Raw genomic sequence first — 18,570 nt, forward strand, 5'->3', positions numbered from 1 at the left:
GTGGCCGCGACCCTCCGCGACGTCGCCGAGCGGTGTGCCATCTCGCGATCGCTCGTGTCACTCGCCCTGCGGGGCGACGACGGTGTGTCCCGGCCACGTCGGGAACTCGCGGTGCGGACGGCGGACGAGCTGGGCCTCCCGGTCGGTTCGCTCGCCCGGCGGCGCGCGCAGGGCGCGCCGCTCGTCCTCGGGGTGGTCGTCACCGAAGCCGCGAACCCGTTCCACTACGAAGCACTCCGGAGCGCACGCGCGACCGCGCAGACCCTCGGGTTCGCGCTCCGGGTCGTGGACGGGTTCCGTGACCCTGCCCGGTTGGCCGACGGCCTGGAGGCCCTGCACGCCTCCCGCGGATCGGCCGACGGTGTGCTCGGGGTCGCGGTCCTGAGCAGTCGGCTCGCCCCGGCACGGCTCGCTGCGGTCGCGCGCGACCTGCCGGTCGCGGTCCTCGGATCCAGCGGCTCGGCGCTCGCCGGTCTCGGACTCGACACCGTGCGTGCAGACGAGGAGTCGGGCATGCGCGCGCTGGTGCTCCACCTCGCCGCACTCGGGCACCGACGCACGTGCTTCGTGGCGGAGTCCGACCACCCGTCGACGACCCGTCGTGCCGTCGCGCACGCCGCGGTCACCGGGCAGCTCGGCGCACCGGGCGAGCACTGCGTCGACGACGTCGAGGCCCTGGCGGCGGACCCGGCACGGATCGCGCGGCACCTCGGTGACGGGGTCACGGCGTTCGTCGCGACGAACGACGCGACCGCGGCGCGGCTCTTCGCGATCGCCGACGGCGCGGGGCTCGCACTCCCCCGGATGGCGGCGGTGACCGGGTTCGACGGCACCGGTCTCGGCGAACGGCTCGACCTGACGAGTGTCGACCAGCCGCGCGTCCGGATGGGCGCGCGGGCGGTCGAGCTCGTGGTCGAGCGGCTCCGGGGTCGCCGCGGCGACCGGCACGAGGTGCTCACGACGCACCTGCTGCCGCGTGGGTCCACCGCGCGGGCGGTCGCCGGGCACCCGCTCGGCTGACCGCTCGCGACACCCGCGCCGGGTAAGTCGGCGGGGCAGACCGACGGGCGGGCCGACTGGCGGCCCGGTCGGCGGCTCAGTCGGCGGCGGTCGTGGCCGACAGCTCCTGCACCCGGCGCACCAGCTCGGCGTGCGATCCTCCGGCACCGGCGGCGACGTAGTCGTCCGCAAGGTGTGCACGGTCGACGACGTCGCCCCGACGGAAGCCCCGGAACCACCCGCCGGCGCGCTCGAGCACCAGGGCTCCGGCGGCGACGTCCCACGGGTGCGTGGCGAAGCCCATCGTGGCGTCCGACCACCCGGCGGCGACGTGCACCAGGTTGAGGGCACCGCTGCCGAGGCTGTGGTGGTGGCGGTACCGGAGCGTCAGGTCCCGGAGCAGGTCGAACGCCGCGGCCTCGCCGAGCAGGTCGAGGTCCTGCTGCACCGGGAAGCTCGTCAGGACCGTCGCTGCGTCGTCCGGCCCCGACGACGAGTGCATCGGGGCGCCGTCGAGCCAGGCGCCGTCGTCGTCCGCCGCGAACACGTGGTCCGCGACCGGGTCGAAGACCACCCCGGCAACGACCTCGCCGTCGACCTCGGCCGCGATCGAGATGCACCAGTACGCGAGTCCGCGGGCGAAGTTCGCGGTGCCGTCGATCGGGTCCACGATCCACCGCACCACGGGGTCATCGGTGCTGCCGGTGTCCCCGGTGCCGTCGGTGTCCCCGGTGGTGCCGGTACTGCCGGTGGTGCCGGTTTCCTCGCCGAGGACGACGGAGCCGGGCACGGCTGCGGTGAGCACCGCCGTGATCGCCTCTTCCGCCGCACGGTCGTGCAGGGTCACCACGTCGTGCGCGTCGCGCTTCGTGCTGATCGTCATCGGGGCGCGGAACACGGCGAGCAGGTCGGGAGCGACGGTGCGCGCGGCCTCCTCGGCGATCGCCCGGAGTGTCTGGGGAGCAGGAACGGTTCGCATGGTCCCCGGTTCTACGACGTCGAGGCTCCTGGACGGCGAACCACGCCGGTCGACGGACCGAACCCGAGGTGAACACGCGGCGTGCGGCGGTGCACGTCGGCGCCCGATCGGCGGAGGGGTTGAACGCGGCGTGAACGGGTGACGGCGGGTGGTCGACGTGCCTTGACCGGTCTCCGACCCCCGCCGCACAGTGGAGTCGTTCCCGGTTAGGGAACGTTCCCTACTCGGAGGAGTCCGCCCCATGACGGTCCCCGTCAGGTCCGGCCTGGTCGCCGGTCCCCCGCGTGCCGCAGGGTCGCCGCAGTCGCGGCGGCCACCCCGGACGACCCGGACGACCCGGTCCTCGTTGCGCTCGGACCGCCGACTCGGTCTGGTGCTCCTCGCACCGGCGCTGCTCGCGTTCGCGGTCTTCGTCTTCTACCCGCTCGGCCGCGTCCTGGTCCTCAGCACCCAGGGCACCGACATCTTCGGTCAGCCGGCGGGCTCGGTGGGGCTGCAGAACTACGTCCGCACGTTCACCGACCCCGCGTTCGGACGGACGATGCTGACCACCGCGGTCTTCTGCGTCGGCGTGGTCGTCGGCCGGATCGTGTTCGGTCTGCTCGTGGTGATCCCCCTGACCGTGAAGCTCCGCGGCCTGCCGGTCTTCCGCGCACTCCTGACGGCGCCCATGGTCGTGTCCGTGTCAGCGGGGTCCGTCGCGTTCGCGGCGATGCTCGCACCCGGCAACGGGCTGCTGAACACGGTGATCACCCAGTTCGGCGGCGCGCCCGTCCCGTTCCTGACGAGCACGCAGTGGGCCCTGGCGAGCGTCATCGTCGTGACGATCTGGGGGTCGCTCGGGTTCACCGTGCTGCTCCTGCTCGGAGCGTTCGGCGCCATCGACCAGGACGTCATCGAGGCGGCGCACCTGGACGGTGCCGGGCCCGTGCGGACACTCTGGTCGATCTCCCTGCCGCTCGTCACGCCGACGCTCTTCTTCGTCGTCGTGACCGGCACCGTCGAGGCACTCACGACCTTCGGGCAGATCCAGATCCTCACCGGCGGCGGTCCGGCCGACTCGTCGAAGACCCTCGTCTACGCGATCTACCAGCAGGCGTTCGGGTCCGGCAGCGCGAACTTCGGCCTCGCCGCCGCACTCGGGGTCGTGCTGTTCCTGCTGGTCCTCGGGCTGTCGCTGGTGCAGTTCGGCGTGCTCGAGAAGCGGGTGAACTACTGATGCGCCCCGTCACCGCACGCCGGCTCCGGAGCCTCTTCGTCTACGCCTGGCTCGTCATCGCTGTCGTCGTCGTCTGCTTCCCGCTCTACTACGTCTTCGAGGGCGCGCTCACCCCGACCCGGTACCTGGACCAGGGCCTCGCCGGTCTCGTGCCGATCCACCTGACACTCGACAACATCGTCCGGGCCACGCAGGTCGTCCCGCTCGGGCAGCAGTTCCTGAACAGCGTCGTCGTCACCCTCGCCCAGACGGTGCTGCAGGTCGTCATCGGCATCATCACCGCCTACGCCCTGGTGTTCTGTCGGCTCCGGGGCACCCGCGCCCTGTTCCTCGTCCTGCTCGCCAGCATGATGATCCCCGGCGAGACAACGCTGATCGCGAACTACCTGACCGTCTCGTCGTGGCACCTCATCGACACGCTCCTGGTCGTCTTCCTGCCGTTCGTAGCCTCGGCGCTGACGATCTTCCTGTTCCGCCAGGCGTTCCTGAGCTTCCCGGACGAGCTGCGCGAAGCCGCGGTGCTCGACGGTGCCGGACACTTCCGGTTCGTCCGGTCCATGCTCCTGCCGCTCACCCGCCCGACGCTCGTCTCGGTCACCCTGGTGAGTGCGACGGCCGCCTGGAACGGGTTCTTCTGGCCGCTCCTCGTCACCAACTCGCCGGAGCACCGCACCGTGCAGGTCGGCATCGCCCAGCTGTCCGACGCCGAGGCCGCCGACATCGGCGTGGTCCTCGCCGGCGCCGCCATGGTGACCCTCCCCGTCCTGGTGCTCGTCCTCGTCGCCCAGCGGTTCCTCGCCGGCGGCCTGACCGCCGGGGCACTCAAGTGACGACACGTTCGCTCCCCTCCCCGACCCCCGCCCGCCCCACACCCGAAGGACGCACCATGCCCGCACGTCGTTCCACCGCCCTCACCGCACTCGCCACCGGGGCCGTCGCGGTCCTCGCCCTGACCGGGTGCTCAACGTCGAGCTCCGCATCGGACAGCTCCGGCCCCGTCACCGTCGACTTCTGGCACGCCATGTCCGGGCCGCCCGCGACCGAGCTCGACGCGCTCGTCGCCCGCTTCAACAAGGAGAACGACCAGCACATCACCGTCAAGTCGTCGTTCCAGGGCGACTACGCGGCCGTCCAGACGAAGTACACGGCGGCGGTGCAGTCCGGCTCGACGCCGGACCTGCTCATGATGAACGACGTGTCGACCGGATTCATGATCGACTCCGGCCAGACGGTGTCCCCCGCGACGATCAGCAGCTCGAAGTCAGGCACCGACACGATCGCGCCGGCCGCCGCGACCTACTACAGCGACGGCAAGCAACTCGCGGCGATGCCGTTCTCCGTCTCGATGCCCGTGCTCTACCTGAACAAGGCGCTCGTCGCGAAGGCCGGCCTCGACGCCACGAAACCGCCGAAGACGCTGGCGCAGGTCGCGACCTGGGCCGAGAAGATCCACGCCGCGACCGGTGGCTACGGCATGAGCATGAACATGGGCGATTCGTGGATGCTCGAGGAGCTCACCGCCTCGGGCGGTCAGGCGTTCTGCACGCCGGAGAACGGGCGGAAGGGCAAGCCGGTCACCGGCGTCTCGCTCACCTCGGACACCCAGGTGCAGTTCATGACCACGCTGCAGAAGCTCTACCAGGACGGCGCCGCCCTGAACCCCGGTACGGACTCGACCGTGCAGAACTCGGCGTTCTCGAGCGACAAGGTCGGGATGCTGCTGACCTCCTCCGGCGCCTACACGACGGTCGACCCGGACGGCTCGAAGTCCGTCGTCGCCCGGTTCCCCACCACGTCGGCCTCCGACGACGCCGGGCAGGTCATCGGCGGCAACGCGCTGTGGATCTCCGGCAAGGGCCACTCGTCCGCCGAGCAGCAGGCGTCGTACACGTTCGCCAAGTGGCTCCAGACGCCGGACGTGCAGGCCGAGTGGGCGAAGGCGACCGGCTACGTCGCGATGAACACCGACGCCCAGGACACCACCGTGGGCAAGCGTTCCCTGTCCGACCCGAACATCGCCACGATGTACCAGCAGCTCGCCGACGACCCCACGAGCGTCGCCGCTGCCGGCTGCATCACCGGCGCGTTCCCGACGGTGCGCGCCACCGTCATCGGCGCCTTCAACCGGATCGTCGAGGGTGCCGACGTCGAATCGACCATGAAGGACGCCGAACAGCAGGCCGGCAAGCAGATCGAGTCCTACAACGAGGCCGCTGGCAAGTGAGCACCGTCGGCGTGTGAGCGCCCCGCGAGGCTGACCAAGGGTTCATGGAGCGCGACCGCCGTTCGCCATACGGTTGTCTGATGAAGCGGGCAGGCGGCCCGCGCGGACGATCGGAGCCCTGTGGTGTCTGCTGCGAACGGCCGGCCTGGCTACGGGGCTCCAGAGCCCCTGCGCATCGTGTTCTCGTTCCCACGGGGGCGGGGACACCTCGCGCCGATGCTGCCACTCGCCCGCGCGGCCAGCGCAGCCGGACACCGGACCGCACTGAGCGGCGCACGCGAGGCGGTCCTCGAACAGACCGGGTTCTCGCACCGGCAGCCGCGGGACGTGGAGCTGCCGGCGAGCAGGCCGGGCACCGGCACCCTGACCCCGATCGATCCGAGTGCGGTGCTCACCCGCGTCCCCCAGGTCTTCCTGGGGGACGCGGCCGCCGGGGCCGTCGTCGACGTCGGACGACTGATCACTCGGTGGTCGGCTGACCTCGTGGTCTGCGGGGAGTTCGACTTCGGTGCCATGACCGCCGCCGAACGTGCCGGGGTGCCGTGCGTGGTGGTCCTGGCCTTCGCCTCGGCCGGTGGGACCTGGCGCGACGCGGTGCGGGAGCCGCTCGAGGCGCTCCGCCGACGCGCGGGACTCGGGCCCGACCCGCAGCAGCAGATGCTCGGCGGCGCGCTCACCGTGGTTCCGTTCCCCGCGTCGATGCGATCCGGGCGCGAGCTGCGTGGTCCGGTGATCCGGATGCGACCGGACACCTGGTCGTCACACTCGTCGGATGCCGCGGCGTGGCTGGCCGCCGGCGACGAACCCCGCGTCTACGTCACGCTCGGCACCGAGTTCAACACGAAGTCCGGCGACCTGTTCGCTCGGCTCATCGACGCGCTCGCGGCCCTGCCGGCGCGGATCCTCCTGACGACCGGACCCTGGGTCGACCCGACGACCTTCCCGGTGCCGGAGGGCCCGGGAGCGATCCGGATCGAGCAGTACGTCCCGCAGGACTCGGTGCTCGGGCTCGTGGACCTCGTGGTGAACCACGGCGGGTCCGGATCGGTGACCGGGGCGCTCGCGCACGGGGTACCCCTGCTGGTCCTGCCGCTCGGCGCGGACCAGCTGCCGAACGGCAGCTGCGTCGAGACCCTGGGCGCCGGACTCGTCCTCGACGCCGCGACGGCGACCGCGGAGGACATCCGCACCACCGCGTCGCGACTCCTGACCGAGCCCGAGTTCCGCTCCGCGGCCGGACGGATCCGGTCCGAGGTCGCGACAGGCGAACCCCGGCCGTCGTCCTGGCCGCCATCGAGCGCCTGGTCGGCTGGACACCGGCCCGCGGTGACGAGCATGCTCGAACATCGTCCGCCACACCCGATTCTGCACGGCGACGTCCGCCGACGAGCTGATCTCAAGCGGCCCGTCAGGGGCAGGACGAGCCGCGAGGGAGCCCACCCCCTCGCGGCTGCCACTCGGTCCAGCTGCCGACGGGTCGGTTCAGAGTCGCGTCAACAGGGCTTCAGCGTTGCCGTGCGCGATCTTCCGCTTGTCGGCCGGGCTGAGGGGTGCGTTCTCGATGAAGCTCGTGTGCGTTGCGGAGTCGCCGAACGGGTAGTCGACAGCGAACAGGATCCGGTCGATGCCGAACACCTCGAGCGCGCACAGGAGCGGCGGAACCGTCGTGTAGGCGGAGATGGTGATGTGGAGGTGATCGCGTACCTGTTCCGCGACGGTCCCGGTCAGTCCCTTGATACGCGGGGTGAGCCACTCGTCCGCGCGCGCGAGGGAGAACGGCAGGTTCTCGCCCATGTGGCCCACGACCATCTGCAGGTCCGGGAACCGCTCGAAGACCAGGTTCGAGACCATCCGGAGGATGTGCATACCGTTCTCCGCGTGCCATCCCCATCCACCCGTGGAGAGCATGGTCGCCACATACGGGTCGAGGCCCGAATAGTAGGCCTTGAAGACCTCGATGGGCGGGAAGCCGGGGTGGAGGTAGATCGGGACGCCGAGACGTTCGACTTCGGCGAGGATCGGCCGCATGGAGGGGTCGTCGAGGAAGACGCCGTTGGTCTGCCCGTGGATCATCGTGCCGACGGCGCCCTGCTCCTCGACGGCGCGACGGAGCTCTGCGACGGCGGCCTTCGGGTCGGAGATCGGGAGGGTGGCGAAGAACTTGAACCGGTCAGGGTGGTTGTCGACCACCTTCGCCATGGTGTTGTTGAGGCGCCGGGAGAGCTCGGTCGACTGGTGTGGGGGCAGGACCTGCACGAACTGTGCGACGGAGGAGAGCACCTGGACGTCGATGCCGGCGGTGTCCATCCGCTGGATGCGGGCTTCGCCGCCGTCGGTCAGGTCGTTGAGGCCGTCGAGGTACGGCTGATCCATCATTGCGTGACCGTCGGCGCCGGCGGCGTCGAAGATCTCAGTGGGCATCATGTGTTCTTCGAGTCCGATGAACTTCATGGTCGGGTTCCTTCGTGGTGCGGTGGTGCAGTTGCGCCGCTTCTGGGCGCGGGGAGGACCGGGCTCGGTGGCCCGGTACGGCGGTCCGTGAAGCAGTGACCGGTCATTGTCGACGCAAGAGCGTCGAGTCAGGGGTGGTTCATCGGCGGATCGTGACCCGGTGAGGCATCAGCGTCATCAATCGATGTTCGAGGATCCGCCGACTCGGCGGACCACGGCGACGATCTCGACGGCCGCCAGGCGCGCTCCGGCTTCGTCGTGCGCTTCGATGCTGTCGACGAGCCGATCATGGAGCGCAGCATGCTCATCAGCGATTCGATCGTCGGCCTCGAGCCCCCCGACGACCTCACTGACGGCTGCCCCGAGATGTTCATGGAGATCTGCGAGAAGTCCATTACCGCTGATCCGGGCAACCTCTCGGTGGAATCGTCTGTCCGCAGCGGCGATGCGTTCCATGTCAACCCGCTCACCAGTCGCTACGGCCAGGAGTGCGCGAAGCGTGGCGATGTCCTCCGGGACAGCACGTCGGGCGGCGAGGGCCGCAGCGTGTTCCTCGAGGACCGCGCGGAGTTCCATCACCTCGTCCGGCGTTGACGTCGCAGAACGCCGGGAGATGGCCGACCGCAGCTCGCTGGTCGCGATCACGTAGGTTCCATCCCCCACCCTCGCCTCGAGGAGACCGGTGTGGACGAGTCCACGAAGCGCCTCGCGTACGGTGTTCCGGCTCACACCGAGCTGCTCGACGAGGTCGTGCTCCGCAGGGACGCGTGTCCCAACCGGCCACACACCATCGGTGATGGATGCACGGAGTCGATCAGCGGCCTGTTCCGCAAGCGTTCCGGATCGTGGGAGCCGGCTGAGTGGCGACATGAGTCCTCCAAATGTCCAACAATTGGTAGGTTACGCCCCGTCGCTTGCCCAGCAAGGTTGCTGAACGGACCCGAAGTGCGGAGTCAGATCGCGGTCAGGACCGCCACGGACGCGGACCGAGACCGCCGCAGGGCCCCGGTCGCTGTCCTCACCACCGTCGAGTATCTGGCGGGCCATGCGTCGAGCATGCCCAGACGGGCGGAGGTCAAAGGTCCCAACGGCCCACCTGCCAGGCGACCCCACCACGGCGCGTACCTTCAGCGCACCAGGCAGATCGTGCGGAAGTCGACGTCCGGACCGGGCCGTGTGTACGACGAGCCGCTCTCGAGCCAGTCGGCGGTCGGCGCGATCTGGTCGGGGACCATGTCCTCTTCCGACCGCGCGTCGATGCCCTCGGACGCCCAGTACTCCCGGACTCCGTCCACGTCGCGGTTCGCACCCTCGATCACGGTGTGGTCCTCGGGCAGGAGCTCGTTGCCCTGGTCGTCGGTGTACCCCCCCGGGTCGTACCAGTACATCCACCGCACGCCCTGGTGGGCGTTCGACAGCTGGCAGTCCTCGCTGTACGCACCACCGGCTCGCTCGCCATCGCGGTAGGCGGACTTCCGGTCGCCGCCGAGGATCCGCACCGTGCGGTCCCCGATCCGCTCGAGCGTGGCCCGGGCGTCACCGTGGGCGAAGTGCCGCTCGGCGGCGGTCGCCGGCTGCGCCCACTGCTGGGCGTCGGCGGCCATGCTCCGCACCTGTGACGTCAGGACCAGGCCGTTCCACGGCACGGCGATGACCAGCACGACGATCGCCGCGACGACGGCGACCAGTGAGTGGCGCGGTTCACGCCGGCGAGCCCGGACCTGCACGACGAGCACCACCACGGGGATCCCCACGGCGAGCACGGCGCCGATGACCAGCCGCGTCAGCACGCCCCCTGCTCCGAGCCGGTCGTCCATCGACCCGAAGTCGCGCGCCAGGTACGCCCCGATCTGGACCGCCCAGCTCACGACGAGCAGCACCGGCAGCACGAGCGCGATGGCGATCGCGTTGCCCCGCCCCGTCGTCGGGCCCGTCCCCTGGTCACGCCAGTCCTGCTGTTCCGTGCCCATGCCCGCCCCCGCCCCCGTGGTGTCGGGACCATCCTGCCAGCAGAACGCGCCCCGGGCCCCGCGGGCGACGCCGCCGCCCCACCCCCGAAGCGGTGGTGCCCCAGCGGCCCCTGTTCCTGCCAAGATGACCGACGTGACCACGACCACGCCCCGCGCCGATCCCGACGCCGCTGCCGACGGCTTCGAAGGCGGCTGGTTCCGCATCGACGGCGACCTGGAGCACCTGGACGACGTGGTGTGGCGACCCGCCACGGACGCGGACGACACAGCGACCACTCCCGGCCCTGCCGCCGTCATCGTCGGTGGCGAGCCGCGCGAGCACGTCGGTTCGACGCTGCCGTTGGCGCAGCTGGCGGAAATCGACGTGGCACGTCAACGCACCGTGCGGAAGCTCTGGCTCAGCCCGATCACCATCGTGGTGTGCCTGCTCGTCGTGACCGCGCTCGAGGTCTCGGGGCTGCCGTGGCGGACGGACCTCGGTCGGCAGCTCCTGGTCGGAGTCGGCACGGCCCTGCCGGTCGACGCGCTCTGCACCGCGATCTGGTGGCGGATCACGCGTGATCCCTCGGGCGCCGTCGTCCGCAAGATGGGCGGACACCGGACCCGCCAGCAGTACGACCAGCAGCGCGCCGTCCTCGAACGCTGACCGCGCCGCGAGCGCGCCCCGACCCCTCAGCGGACCGGCGCCGACACCACCACTCCGCCCGCTGCGGGCGACGGCTCCGACGACGGCCGCTCCCCTCGCCCGGGCCGCAGCACCGCGTCCACCCGCTCACGGTCAAGCTCGCCCTGCCACCGCGCCACCACGAGCGTCGCGACGCAGTTGCCGAGCAGGTTGACGCTCACCCGCATCGCGTCCATGATCCGGTCGGCACCGAGCAGCAGCGCGACGCCCGCGACCGGGAACAGCCCGAGGCTCGTCGCCGTCGCGGACAGCGCCAGGAACGACGAGCCCGGCACCCCGGCCATGCCCTTCGACGTCAGCAGCAGCACCCCGAGTGCGGCGACCTGCTGCTCGAGCGTCAGCGGCACCCCGAACGCCTGGGTCAGGAACAGCAGCGAGATCGACAGGTAGATCGCCGCCCCGTCGAGGTTGAACGAGTACCCCGTCGGCACGACGAGCCCGGCGACGCTCCGTGAGACGCCGACCTCGGTGAGCCGGGTGATCATCCGCGGCAGCACGGCCTCGGTCGACGCGGTGCCCAGGGCCAGCCCGAACTCGGCGCGGGTGTGCCAGACGAACCGCCAGATCGGCACCCCGGACAGCAGCCGCCCGCCCACGAGCAGCGCCACGATGAACACCGCCGCTGCGCCGTAGCAGGCAGCGATCAGCAGCCCGTACGACCCCAGGGTGTCGATGCCGTACTGCCCGACCACGTACGCCATCGCCCCGAACGCACCGAGCGGCGACAGACGCATCACCCAGCCCAGGATGCGGTAGACGACCTCGAGGCACAGGTCGAGGCCCCGCACGAGCGGCCGCGCACGGTCACTGCCGATCGCGGCGATCGCCGCGCCGACGAACACCGCGAAGACGAGCACCTGCAGGATGTCGTTCGTCGCGAACGCGTTCACGACGCTCGACGGGATGAGGTCGAGGATGAAGGTCCCCGCGTCCGGAGCCGTGCCGCCGGCGGTCTTCGCCGCCACGGCGGAGGCGTCGAGCGACGACGGGTCGATCCGCAGGCCGGCCCCGGGGCGCACGAGGTTGCCGACCAGCAGGCCGAACACGAGCGCGCACGACGACGCGAGCAGGAAGTAGACCATCGCCTTGCCGGCGATCCGTCCCACGGAGCGCAGGTCGCCGACGTGCACGATGCCCGTCACCACGACGATGAACACGAGCGGCGCGATCACCATCTCGATCAGCCGGATGAACCCCTGCCCGACGACGTTCAGCACCGGCGCCGCCGCGGGGAAGCAGATTCCGACGGCGATGCCGAGGGCCACCCCGATCGCGATCTGCACGAACAGCGAGTGGTACCAGCGGGCGGGGGCACGATCCGTGGTGGTGACGTCCATGCATCCACCCCACCGCGCGCGTGTTTCGACGACGTTGCGAGTCTGTTCCCACCTGCCGCGCCGCACGCCCACCGAAACAGGGCCGCACGCCCACCGGAACAGGGCCGCACGCCCACCGGAACAGGGCCGCTCGCCCACCGGAACAGGGGCCGCCGTCCGGGTCAGCTGCCGCCGACGACCGTCAGGGTCGGGCGGTGCCGAGCACCGGACTCGTCCTGGCTCGTCAGCACGCTCCACGACCGGACGACACCGGCCGACGGACCGACCAGGGTGTGGTCGATGGGCATCGCCAGCCGCGGATCGAGCCACGTCGGCCACGTGCCGAGCGCCGCGGCGTGCACGGTCGACGCGGCGTCCCGGCACGAACCGAGACCCCCACCGTCGAAGCTGTCGACCGATCCGTTGAAGTCCCCCGACACGACCACGTCAGCGCCGCGGCCGCACTGCTCGCCGATCCAGCGCAGGTCGGTCCGCCAGCCCGCCAGGCCCCGCCCGATCGGCTGCGGCGCGTGCACGGCGACGATCGTCGGGATCGACGGCCCGGACACCGTCATCGTCTTCACCGGATCGACGCCGGGCGACATCGAGGCGCCGGACGCGCGGTCGGCCCCGACGAGCACCGCCACCTGCGTGCCGGCACCACCCATGAACACCCGCACCGGCCGACCGTGCTGCCCCATCGACCGCGCCACCGCGGTGGCGGACCGTCGGTCGCCCGCGTCGGGGAGCACGACGACGTCCGCCCGTGCGGTCAGTGCCGCGCGGGCGATGCCCTGCGGGCCGACGAGTCCTCCGTTGGTGTTCCACTCGAACACCCGGAGTGCACCCCGGGCACCGTCGACCGGCCGCACGTCCCATCCCCGCACGCCGAGCACCGCCGTGTTCGCCACGGCGACGACGAGCAGGACCGCCCCGAGCGACGCAGCGACCAGCCGCACGGCTCGCGTACGTCGCAGGACGATGGCGACGAGCACCAGGGCGAGACCGGTAGCGACCAGTCCCGCGGTCACGAGGGACCGGGCCGGCAGCACGGCGGCGAGCACCGGAGCCCGCCCGACACCGAGCCAGGGAGCGGCGACGAAGGCGATACCGACCAGCAGGGTCGCGACCACCACGGTGGTCGCGACAGCAGCCGCACGACGAGACACCCCTGGATCCTCGCGCACGGCCACCCGCGGCTGCCGGTGAACAGAGACCGCCTGCTGAGGATCCTGCTGGGCCACAGCAGTGGCAGCAACGTGGGGCGCCCACGCCGTGGGTCGGCCGGCACCGGACTGGAGGCCCGGTGCCAGCTGGCACCGGGCCTCCAGTCCGTCACCGCGCACGTCGCGGGCCGCGCGCGCGACCGCGGGCAGCTAGCTGCCGTTCGCCTCGACCACGCGCCACACGAGCATGCCGACCGTCACGAGGGTGCCGAGCACCGAGACGATCGCCGCGACGACGCCGAGCCGGCGTCCGCGACCGGGCCGCACGATCGCGACAACCGCGAGCAGATCGTTCGTCGACTCGCTCGTGCCCCACGCTGGGAGCGGAGGCGGGAGGATCAGGTCGGAGTGCCGAGCTGGTAGCCAGTGCCGCGGATCGTCGTGATGAGGTCCCGGTCGGTCTTCCGCCGGATGTAGTGCACGTACGTGTCGACGGTGTTCTCCTGCTCGCCGTTCTCGAACACGGCGGAGAGCAGGTGCTTCCGCGAGAACGCGCGCGCTGGCTCCGCCGCGAGGAACCGGAGGAGGGCGCTCTCCTTCTCGGTGAGCAGGATCCGCCCGGAGTACGGCGAGTGGATGCTGTGGTCGTCGGCGTAGAAGGTCCAGCCTCCGATCTCCACCCCCGTCCCGGTGCCGGTGTAGTCCCGGGTGAGGGCTCGGAGTCTGGCGGCGAGTTCGTCGAACTCGAACGGCTTCACGAGGTAGTCGTTCGCTCCGGCGTCCAGACCGGAAACGCGGTCGCGGAGTTCGCCGAGTGCGGTGAGCATGAGGACCGGGGTACTGATCCGTCGGCTCCGGATCGCGCCGACGAACTCGGTGCCGTCCATGCCGGGGAGCCGGCGATCGACGACCATGACGTCGAAGTACTGCTCCACCGCCGCGACGAGCGCCTGCTCACCGTCCGGCGCGAGGACCACGTCCCAGTCGTCGCGGAGCACCTCGGCGACGAGCGGCCCGAGCCTGGGGTCGTCCTCGACGAGGAGCAGCCGCTGTCCCATGGCGTTCATCCTTCCGCGATCGTCCGTGTCGTGGTCGGGATGTCCGTCGGTGTGCGGTGTGTCGGGATCCGGAGGGCGAAGACCGTTCCCTGATCGCCGGTGGACTCGACGGTGACGGCTCCTCCGGCGCGGACCGCGATCTCCCGGACCAGCGCGAGCCCGATGCCGTACCCCGTGCGCGTCGCGGCGCGTTCCGGGCCGGGCCCGGTGCCGTGCGCGAAACGTTCGAACACCCGCGCCGGCGCGATCCCGATGATGCCCGTGCCGTCGTCCTGCACGCGGACGCACACTCGGTCGGGCTCCGATGTGGTGGTCACGGTGACGGTGCCGCCCGGTGGGGTGTGGCCGATGGCGTTGTCGGTGAGGGCGACGAGACACCGGTGCAGCTGTGTCGGCGTCAGGGCCACGGTGGCGCTGTGGTCGGCCACGCGGAGGCGCACCTGCCGTTCGGCGGCCAGCACGCTCATGTCGCGGCGGAGCACCGCCAACCCGTCCTCCAGACGTGTGACGCCCGGTTCGGTGGGTGTCCCGGCAGCGGCTCCGAGGAGGTCGTCGACGATGTCGATCAGGATCCGCGTGTCGCCGGTGACCTCGTCCACGATGCCGCGGCGCGGATCGTCGGCGGGTGTCTGCATGCGGAGTCGTTGCACGCGGGCATGGAGGACGGCGAGCGGTGTGCGCAGTTCGTGACTGGCGTCCGCGACGAAGGTCCGCTGCACACGCAGCGCCTCGGTCAGCGGGCGGACCGCGCGGCGCGCGATCAACCAGGACGCGACTCCCGCGAAGACGATCGCGAGCCCGCCGACCCCTGCGATCGCGACCGTGAGATCGACGGTGTCCAAGGTGATGTGCACGTCGAACGGGCCGGCCTGCTCCCGCTGCTGGCCGGGGGTGAGCTGCCAGACCACGTACGCGACGACCAGGGCGATGATCCCGACGACCAACGCGGCTGACACTGCCGCGACGCGCACGGCGATCCCGATGACCGAGCGTCGAGAGGCGAGGCGATCCGCGTCCTGGTCCGGCTCGCGACGGAGCGACCAACGTGCAACGGCATCGACGAGTCGATGCCATGTGGTGCCGATCATGCGGTCGCTCCGTCCCTTCCCGCGAAGCCGACCAGATCGGTCCACCGGGATTTCTTGGTGAAGTCTTGCAGGCCCCTTCGTACCGTCGTCAAACCGAACCGGGCAGCAGGCCCACGGCACGACGAGGAGCACGCCATGACCCATCTGACCGCCAGGCCCCGCCCGCTGCGCAACAAGGTCCCCGACCCGACCCCGTCGTTCTGGATCATCAAGGTCCTCGCCACGACCGTCGGTGAAACCGCAGCCGATCTGCTCAGCGACACCCTCGGGTTCGGTCTCCCGCTGACGACGGCCGTGATGGCCGCAGTGCTCGTCGTGTTCCTGGTGCTGCAGTTCCGGACGCGGGCCTACCGGCCGGTCACCTACTGGGTCACGGTCGTGCTGATCAGCATCGTCGGGACCTGCATCACCGACAACCTCACCGACGGGCTCGGCGTTCCGCTGGGTGTGAGCACGACCGTGTTCGCGGTCGCTCTCGCCGTGGTGTTCATCGCCTGGTACCGGACCGAGCGCACGCTCTCGATCCACGAGATCGACACCACCAGGCGGGAAGCGTTCTACTGGCTGGCGATCCTGTTCACCTTCGCGCTCGGCACCGCGGCCGGTGACCTCATCGCCGAGCAGACCGGCCTCGGCTACCTGCCGTCCCTGCTGTTGTTCGCCGCAGCGATCGCCGCAGTCACTGCCGTCTGGTTCATCGGCCGTCGCGGTGCCGTCACCTGCTTCTGGATCGCGTACATCCTCACCCGTCCGCTCGGTGCGTCGACCGGGGACCTGCTCTCCCAGCCGACACACGACGGCGGGCTCGGCATCGGGACCATCACCACGAGCATCGTCTTCCTCGCCGTCATCGCAGCGCTCATCGCATGGATCTCCGTCGGTCGCCACGAACGCGTGCAGACCGGCGCCCACGAGCAGCTGTCGTCGTGATCGCCCGGTCCCACTGACCGAGTCCCCTTCGCCCGCACCCAGCCGGAAAGGCCACGATGCTCACCGTCCCGCTCGCCGTCCACCTGTTCGACGCCGGATCCGTCCTGCACGCGTTCGGCCCCGCCGTCCTTTCGGGGATCGCAGTCCTCATCTTCATCGAGTCCGGGGTGCTGTTCCCGTTCCTGCCCGGTGATTCGCTCCTGGTCACCGCAGCGATCACGAGCGCTGCACTGGGCATCGCGCCATGGCAGGTCGCGGTCGTCGCGTCGATCGCTGCCGTCGCCGGGGACCAGGTCGGCTACTGGATCGGTCGACGCTTCGGCCGCCGGCTCTTCCGTGCGGGTGCACAGGTACTCACGACCGCTCGGTTGGACGAGGCCGAAGCGTTCTTCACCCGGTGGGGCGGGCTCTCCCTGGTCCTCGGTCGGTTCGTTCCGGTGGTCCGGACCTACGTCCCGCTCGCGGCGGGAACAGCGGACATGCACTACCGCAGGTTCATCCTGTGGAACGTCGTCGGTGCGGTGGGCTGGGCCTGCGGACTCACGGTGGTCGGGGTGCTGCTCGGCGGGATCCCGTTCGTGGCGCACAACATCGACGTCCTCATGATCGTCGTCGTCATCGTCTCGATCCTGCCCATCCTGATCGGGGTGGTCCGAAAGCGAGCGAGCAGCCGGACCGACCGGAGCCGCCCGGACGAGCAGCCCGTGGCGAGCGACCGATGAGCGTGACCAGCACCCGGACACTTCCGAACCAGGTCGCGGAACCGTCCGCGTCGTTCTGGGTGATCAAGATCCTCACCACTGGGATGGGTGAGGCGCTGTCGGATCGGCTCGTGACCCGCTTCGCCCCGGCCCCCACGGTCCTGATCACCGGGGTCGTGTTCGTCGTGGTGCTCGCTGTCCAGTTCCGGTCTCGCCGGTTCTCGCCGTGGAAGTACTGGTCGGCGGTGGCGATGGTCGCAGTCTTCGGCACGATGATCGCCGATGTCGCGCACGTGGTGGCAGGGATTCCCTACCTCGTCTCCACACCGGTGTTCCTCGCAGTCCTCGTCATCGTGTTCGCCGCGTGGCGACGAACCGAGGGGACCCTCGACGTGCACACCGTCACCACCACCCGACGTCAGGGGTTCTACTGGGCAACCGTGATCGTGACGTTCGCCATGGGCACTGCGGCGGGTGACCTCATCGCCTCGACGCTGCACCTCGGGTACCTGCTCGGTGCCGGCGTCTTCCTGGGCGGGATGGCGGTGGTCGTCGCGCTGCGGCGGACGAGGACCCTCGGCCCGGTCGCGGCGTTCTGGACCGCGTACGTCCTGACCAGACCGCTCGGCGCATCGGTCGCGGACTGGCTGGCCGTCTCCCCGCTCCGAGGTGGACTCGGCTACGGCACCGGCATGGTCAGCGTGATCGCGATGCTCGTGATCCTCGTCGTCATCGCGATCACGAGCGACCGCCGACGTTCTGGTCCACGCACGGCAACTGACGGCTGACACCGTTCCGGCCGTACAGTGCACCAGATGAGCGAGCAGCTGACATGACCGAAGACGTCCTGGTGCGCACGGTGCTCGGCGTCCTTGCGCTCGTCGCGACGGCGACCGTCGTCCTGCTCGCTGCTCGCGCGTCGGCACCCTGGGCTCCGGCAGCGGCGATCGCGCGAGGTGTCCTGCAGCTCGCTGCCGTCAGCCTCGTGCTCACCGGTGTCATCCGATCGCCAGTCCTGATCGGCCTTGCGCTCGGAGTGATGTTCATCGTGGCGACCTGCACGTCGGCTCGTCGGCTCGGGGACCTCCGGACGATGGTGCTGCCGGTCGCCGGAGCGATGGCATCCGGCATCCTGGTCAGCGCGGTCGTCGTCTTCGGGAGCGGAGCCATCGCACTCTCGCCCCGCTACGCACTCGCGCTGGGCGGCATCGTCATCGGCAACGCGATGTCGATCGCGACCATCGCCGGTCGTCGCTTCCGCGAACTCGTCGACGATCGGTGGGACGAGGTCGAGGGGTGGCTCGCGCTCGGAGCGACACCCGGCCGCGCCACCGCGGACCTGGTCCGACGCGCCGTGAGTGCCGCCCTGGTGCCGACGGTCGACCAGACGAGGACGACCGGGCTCGTCACCCTGCCCGGCGCATTCGTGGGGGCCGTGTTCGGTGGCGTGTCCCCGCTCGAGGCCGGGCGCTTCCAGATCGTGGTGCTCGCCGCGATCATGGCGACCGGCAGCATCACCGCCGTGCTGCTGACCCGTTGGCTCGCCCCGGTACGGACCAGGCCGGCCGTCGAGACGACCCGCTGACCGCTTCGCGAGGCCGGCAGCGTGCGCCGGTCCGGAGCGCGAGCGGTACTGCAGCGGGAGCGCCCCGACTACTGCGGACGCAGTACGTCAGCCATGCGCCGACGTGTGTGCCGTCCTGTGCTCGAGGACTCTCACCCACTCCCAGTCCGTGCCGCGCCACGCGCCTGCTCGCCGCGCCTACGCTCCGAACGTCCGGCCA

General features: G+C 70.8%; 17 protein-coding genes and 1 pseudogene. 10 read left to right on the forward strand and 8 right to left on the reverse strand.

Annotation, left to right across the window (positions count from 1 at the left end; all coding sequences use genetic code 11):
• Complete coding sequence (locus ABRP24_RS11275; RefSeq protein ID WP_349848251.1) at positions 1-1,020, forward strand: LacI family DNA-binding transcriptional regulator; 1,020 nt, start codon at positions 1-3, stop codon at positions 1,018-1,020.
• A gap of 76 nt (positions 1,021-1,096) precedes the next feature.
• Here the strand turns inward: ABRP24_RS11275 and ABRP24_RS11280 are convergent, their stop codons facing one another.
• Positions 1,097-1,978: an inositol monophosphatase gene (locus tag ABRP24_RS11280; RefSeq protein WP_349848253.1), complete on the reverse strand. Its 882-nt coding sequence runs from the start codon at positions 1,976-1,978 to the stop codon at positions 1,097-1,099.
• 241 nt (positions 1,979-2,219) lie between these two features.
• Here ABRP24_RS11280 and ABRP24_RS11285 point away from each other — a divergent pair, with 241 nt between their 5' ends.
• The 4 genes and pseudogenes from ABRP24_RS11285 to ABRP24_RS11300 all read left to right on the forward strand — a co-directional run.
• Positions 2,220-3,197 (forward strand): carbohydrate ABC transporter permease, encoded by a 978-nt coding sequence (locus ABRP24_RS11285; protein ID WP_071244396.1) that lies wholly within the window; start codon positions 2,220-2,222, stop codon positions 3,195-3,197.
• A complete protein-coding gene (locus ABRP24_RS11290) occupies positions 3,197-4,027 on the forward strand; it encodes a carbohydrate ABC transporter permease (RefSeq protein ID WP_214586008.1) in 831 nt (276 codons plus the stop codon). Before ABRP24_RS11285 ends, ABRP24_RS11290 begins: the two co-directional genes overlap by 1 nt.
• A gap of 56 nt (positions 4,028-4,083) precedes the next feature.
• Entirely contained in the window at positions 4,084-5,421 is a 1,338-nt protein-coding gene (locus tag ABRP24_RS11295; protein ID WP_349848255.1) for an ABC transporter substrate-binding protein, read from the forward strand.
• A 738-nt stretch (positions 5,422-6,159) separates the two neighbouring features.
• Positions 6,160-6,687: pseudogene (locus ABRP24_RS11300) on the forward strand (glycosyltransferase); the annotation flags it as partial.
• A gap of 216 nt (positions 6,688-6,903) precedes the next feature.
• Here the strand turns inward: ABRP24_RS11300 and ABRP24_RS11305 are convergent.
• The 3 genes from ABRP24_RS11305 to ABRP24_RS11315 form a co-directional block, all read right to left on the reverse strand.
• Positions 6,904-7,872 carry an amidohydrolase family protein gene (locus ABRP24_RS11305; RefSeq protein ID WP_232749457.1) on the reverse strand — a complete coding sequence of 323 codons (969 nt, stop codon included), beginning with the start codon at positions 7,870-7,872 and terminating at the stop codon, positions 6,904-6,906.
• Between the two features lie 177 nt (positions 7,873-8,049).
• A complete protein-coding gene (locus ABRP24_RS11310) occupies positions 8,050-8,742 on the reverse strand; it encodes a FadR/GntR family transcriptional regulator (protein ID WP_301582565.1) in 693 nt (230 codons plus the stop codon).
• Between the two features lie 257 nt (positions 8,743-8,999).
• A complete protein-coding gene (locus tag ABRP24_RS11315) occupies positions 9,000-9,842 on the reverse strand; it encodes a hypothetical protein (RefSeq protein WP_349848258.1) in 843 nt (280 codons plus the stop codon).
• Positions 9,843-9,975: 133 nt separating this feature from the next.
• Between ABRP24_RS11315 and ABRP24_RS11320 the strand changes: the two genes are divergently transcribed.
• Positions 9,976-10,488, forward strand: coding sequence for a hypothetical protein (locus ABRP24_RS11320; RefSeq protein ID WP_173033453.1), 513 nt, complete (start codon positions 9,976-9,978; stop codon positions 10,486-10,488).
• 26 nt (positions 10,489-10,514) lie between these two features.
• Here the strand turns inward: ABRP24_RS11320 and ABRP24_RS11325 are convergent, their stop codons facing one another.
• From ABRP24_RS11325 to ABRP24_RS11340, 4 genes are all read right to left on the reverse strand, one after another.
• Positions 10,515-11,864 (reverse strand): cation:dicarboxylate symporter family transporter, encoded by a 1,350-nt coding sequence (locus ABRP24_RS11325; protein ID WP_349848260.1) that lies wholly within the window; start codon positions 11,862-11,864, stop codon positions 10,515-10,517.
• Between the two features lie 161 nt (positions 11,865-12,025).
• Complete coding sequence (locus ABRP24_RS11330; RefSeq protein WP_349848262.1) at positions 12,026-13,012, reverse strand: endonuclease/exonuclease/phosphatase family protein; 987 nt, start codon at positions 13,010-13,012, stop codon at positions 12,026-12,028.
• 395 nt (positions 13,013-13,407) lie between these two features.
• Positions 13,408-14,067, reverse strand: coding sequence for a response regulator transcription factor (locus ABRP24_RS11335; RefSeq protein ID WP_349848264.1), 660 nt, complete (start codon positions 14,065-14,067; stop codon positions 13,408-13,410).
• Positions 14,068-14,072: 5 nt separating this feature from the next.
• Positions 14,073-15,155 (reverse strand): HAMP domain-containing sensor histidine kinase, encoded by a 1,083-nt coding sequence (locus tag ABRP24_RS11340; protein WP_349848266.1) that lies wholly within the window; start codon positions 15,153-15,155, stop codon positions 14,073-14,075.
• 135 nt (positions 15,156-15,290) lie between these two features.
• On the opposite strand from ABRP24_RS11340, the gene ABRP24_RS11345 reads away from it, so the two are divergent.
• The 4 genes from ABRP24_RS11345 to ABRP24_RS11360 are packed head-to-tail and all read left to right on the forward strand — an operon-like array spanning position 15,291 to position 18,371.
• Positions 15,291-16,085, forward strand: coding sequence for a hypothetical protein (locus ABRP24_RS11345; RefSeq protein ID WP_349848268.1), 795 nt, complete (start codon positions 15,291-15,293; stop codon positions 16,083-16,085).
• A gap of 56 nt (positions 16,086-16,141) precedes the next feature.
• Complete coding sequence (locus tag ABRP24_RS11350; protein ID WP_349848270.1) at positions 16,142-16,807, forward strand: DedA family protein; 666 nt, start codon at positions 16,142-16,144, stop codon at positions 16,805-16,807.
• Complete coding sequence (locus ABRP24_RS11355) at positions 16,804-17,574, forward strand: hypothetical protein (protein ID WP_349848272.1); 771 nt, start codon at positions 16,804-16,806, stop codon at positions 17,572-17,574. The genes ABRP24_RS11350 and ABRP24_RS11355 overlap by 4 nt, the downstream gene beginning before the upstream one ends.
• A 44-nt stretch (positions 17,575-17,618) precedes the next feature.
• The gene (locus ABRP24_RS11360; protein WP_027465364.1) at positions 17,619-18,371 is read left to right on the forward strand and encodes an ABC transporter permease; all 753 of its coding nucleotides are present in this window, start codon (positions 17,619-17,621) and stop codon (positions 18,369-18,371) included.
• Positions 18,372-18,570 lie beyond the last annotated feature (199 nt).

The sequence above is a fragment of the Curtobacterium sp. WHRI 8282 genome (assembly GCF_040223925.2).
GTDB classification, from domain to species: Bacteria; Actinomycetota; Actinomycetes; order Actinomycetales; family Microbacteriaceae; genus Curtobacterium; species Curtobacterium flaccumfaciens.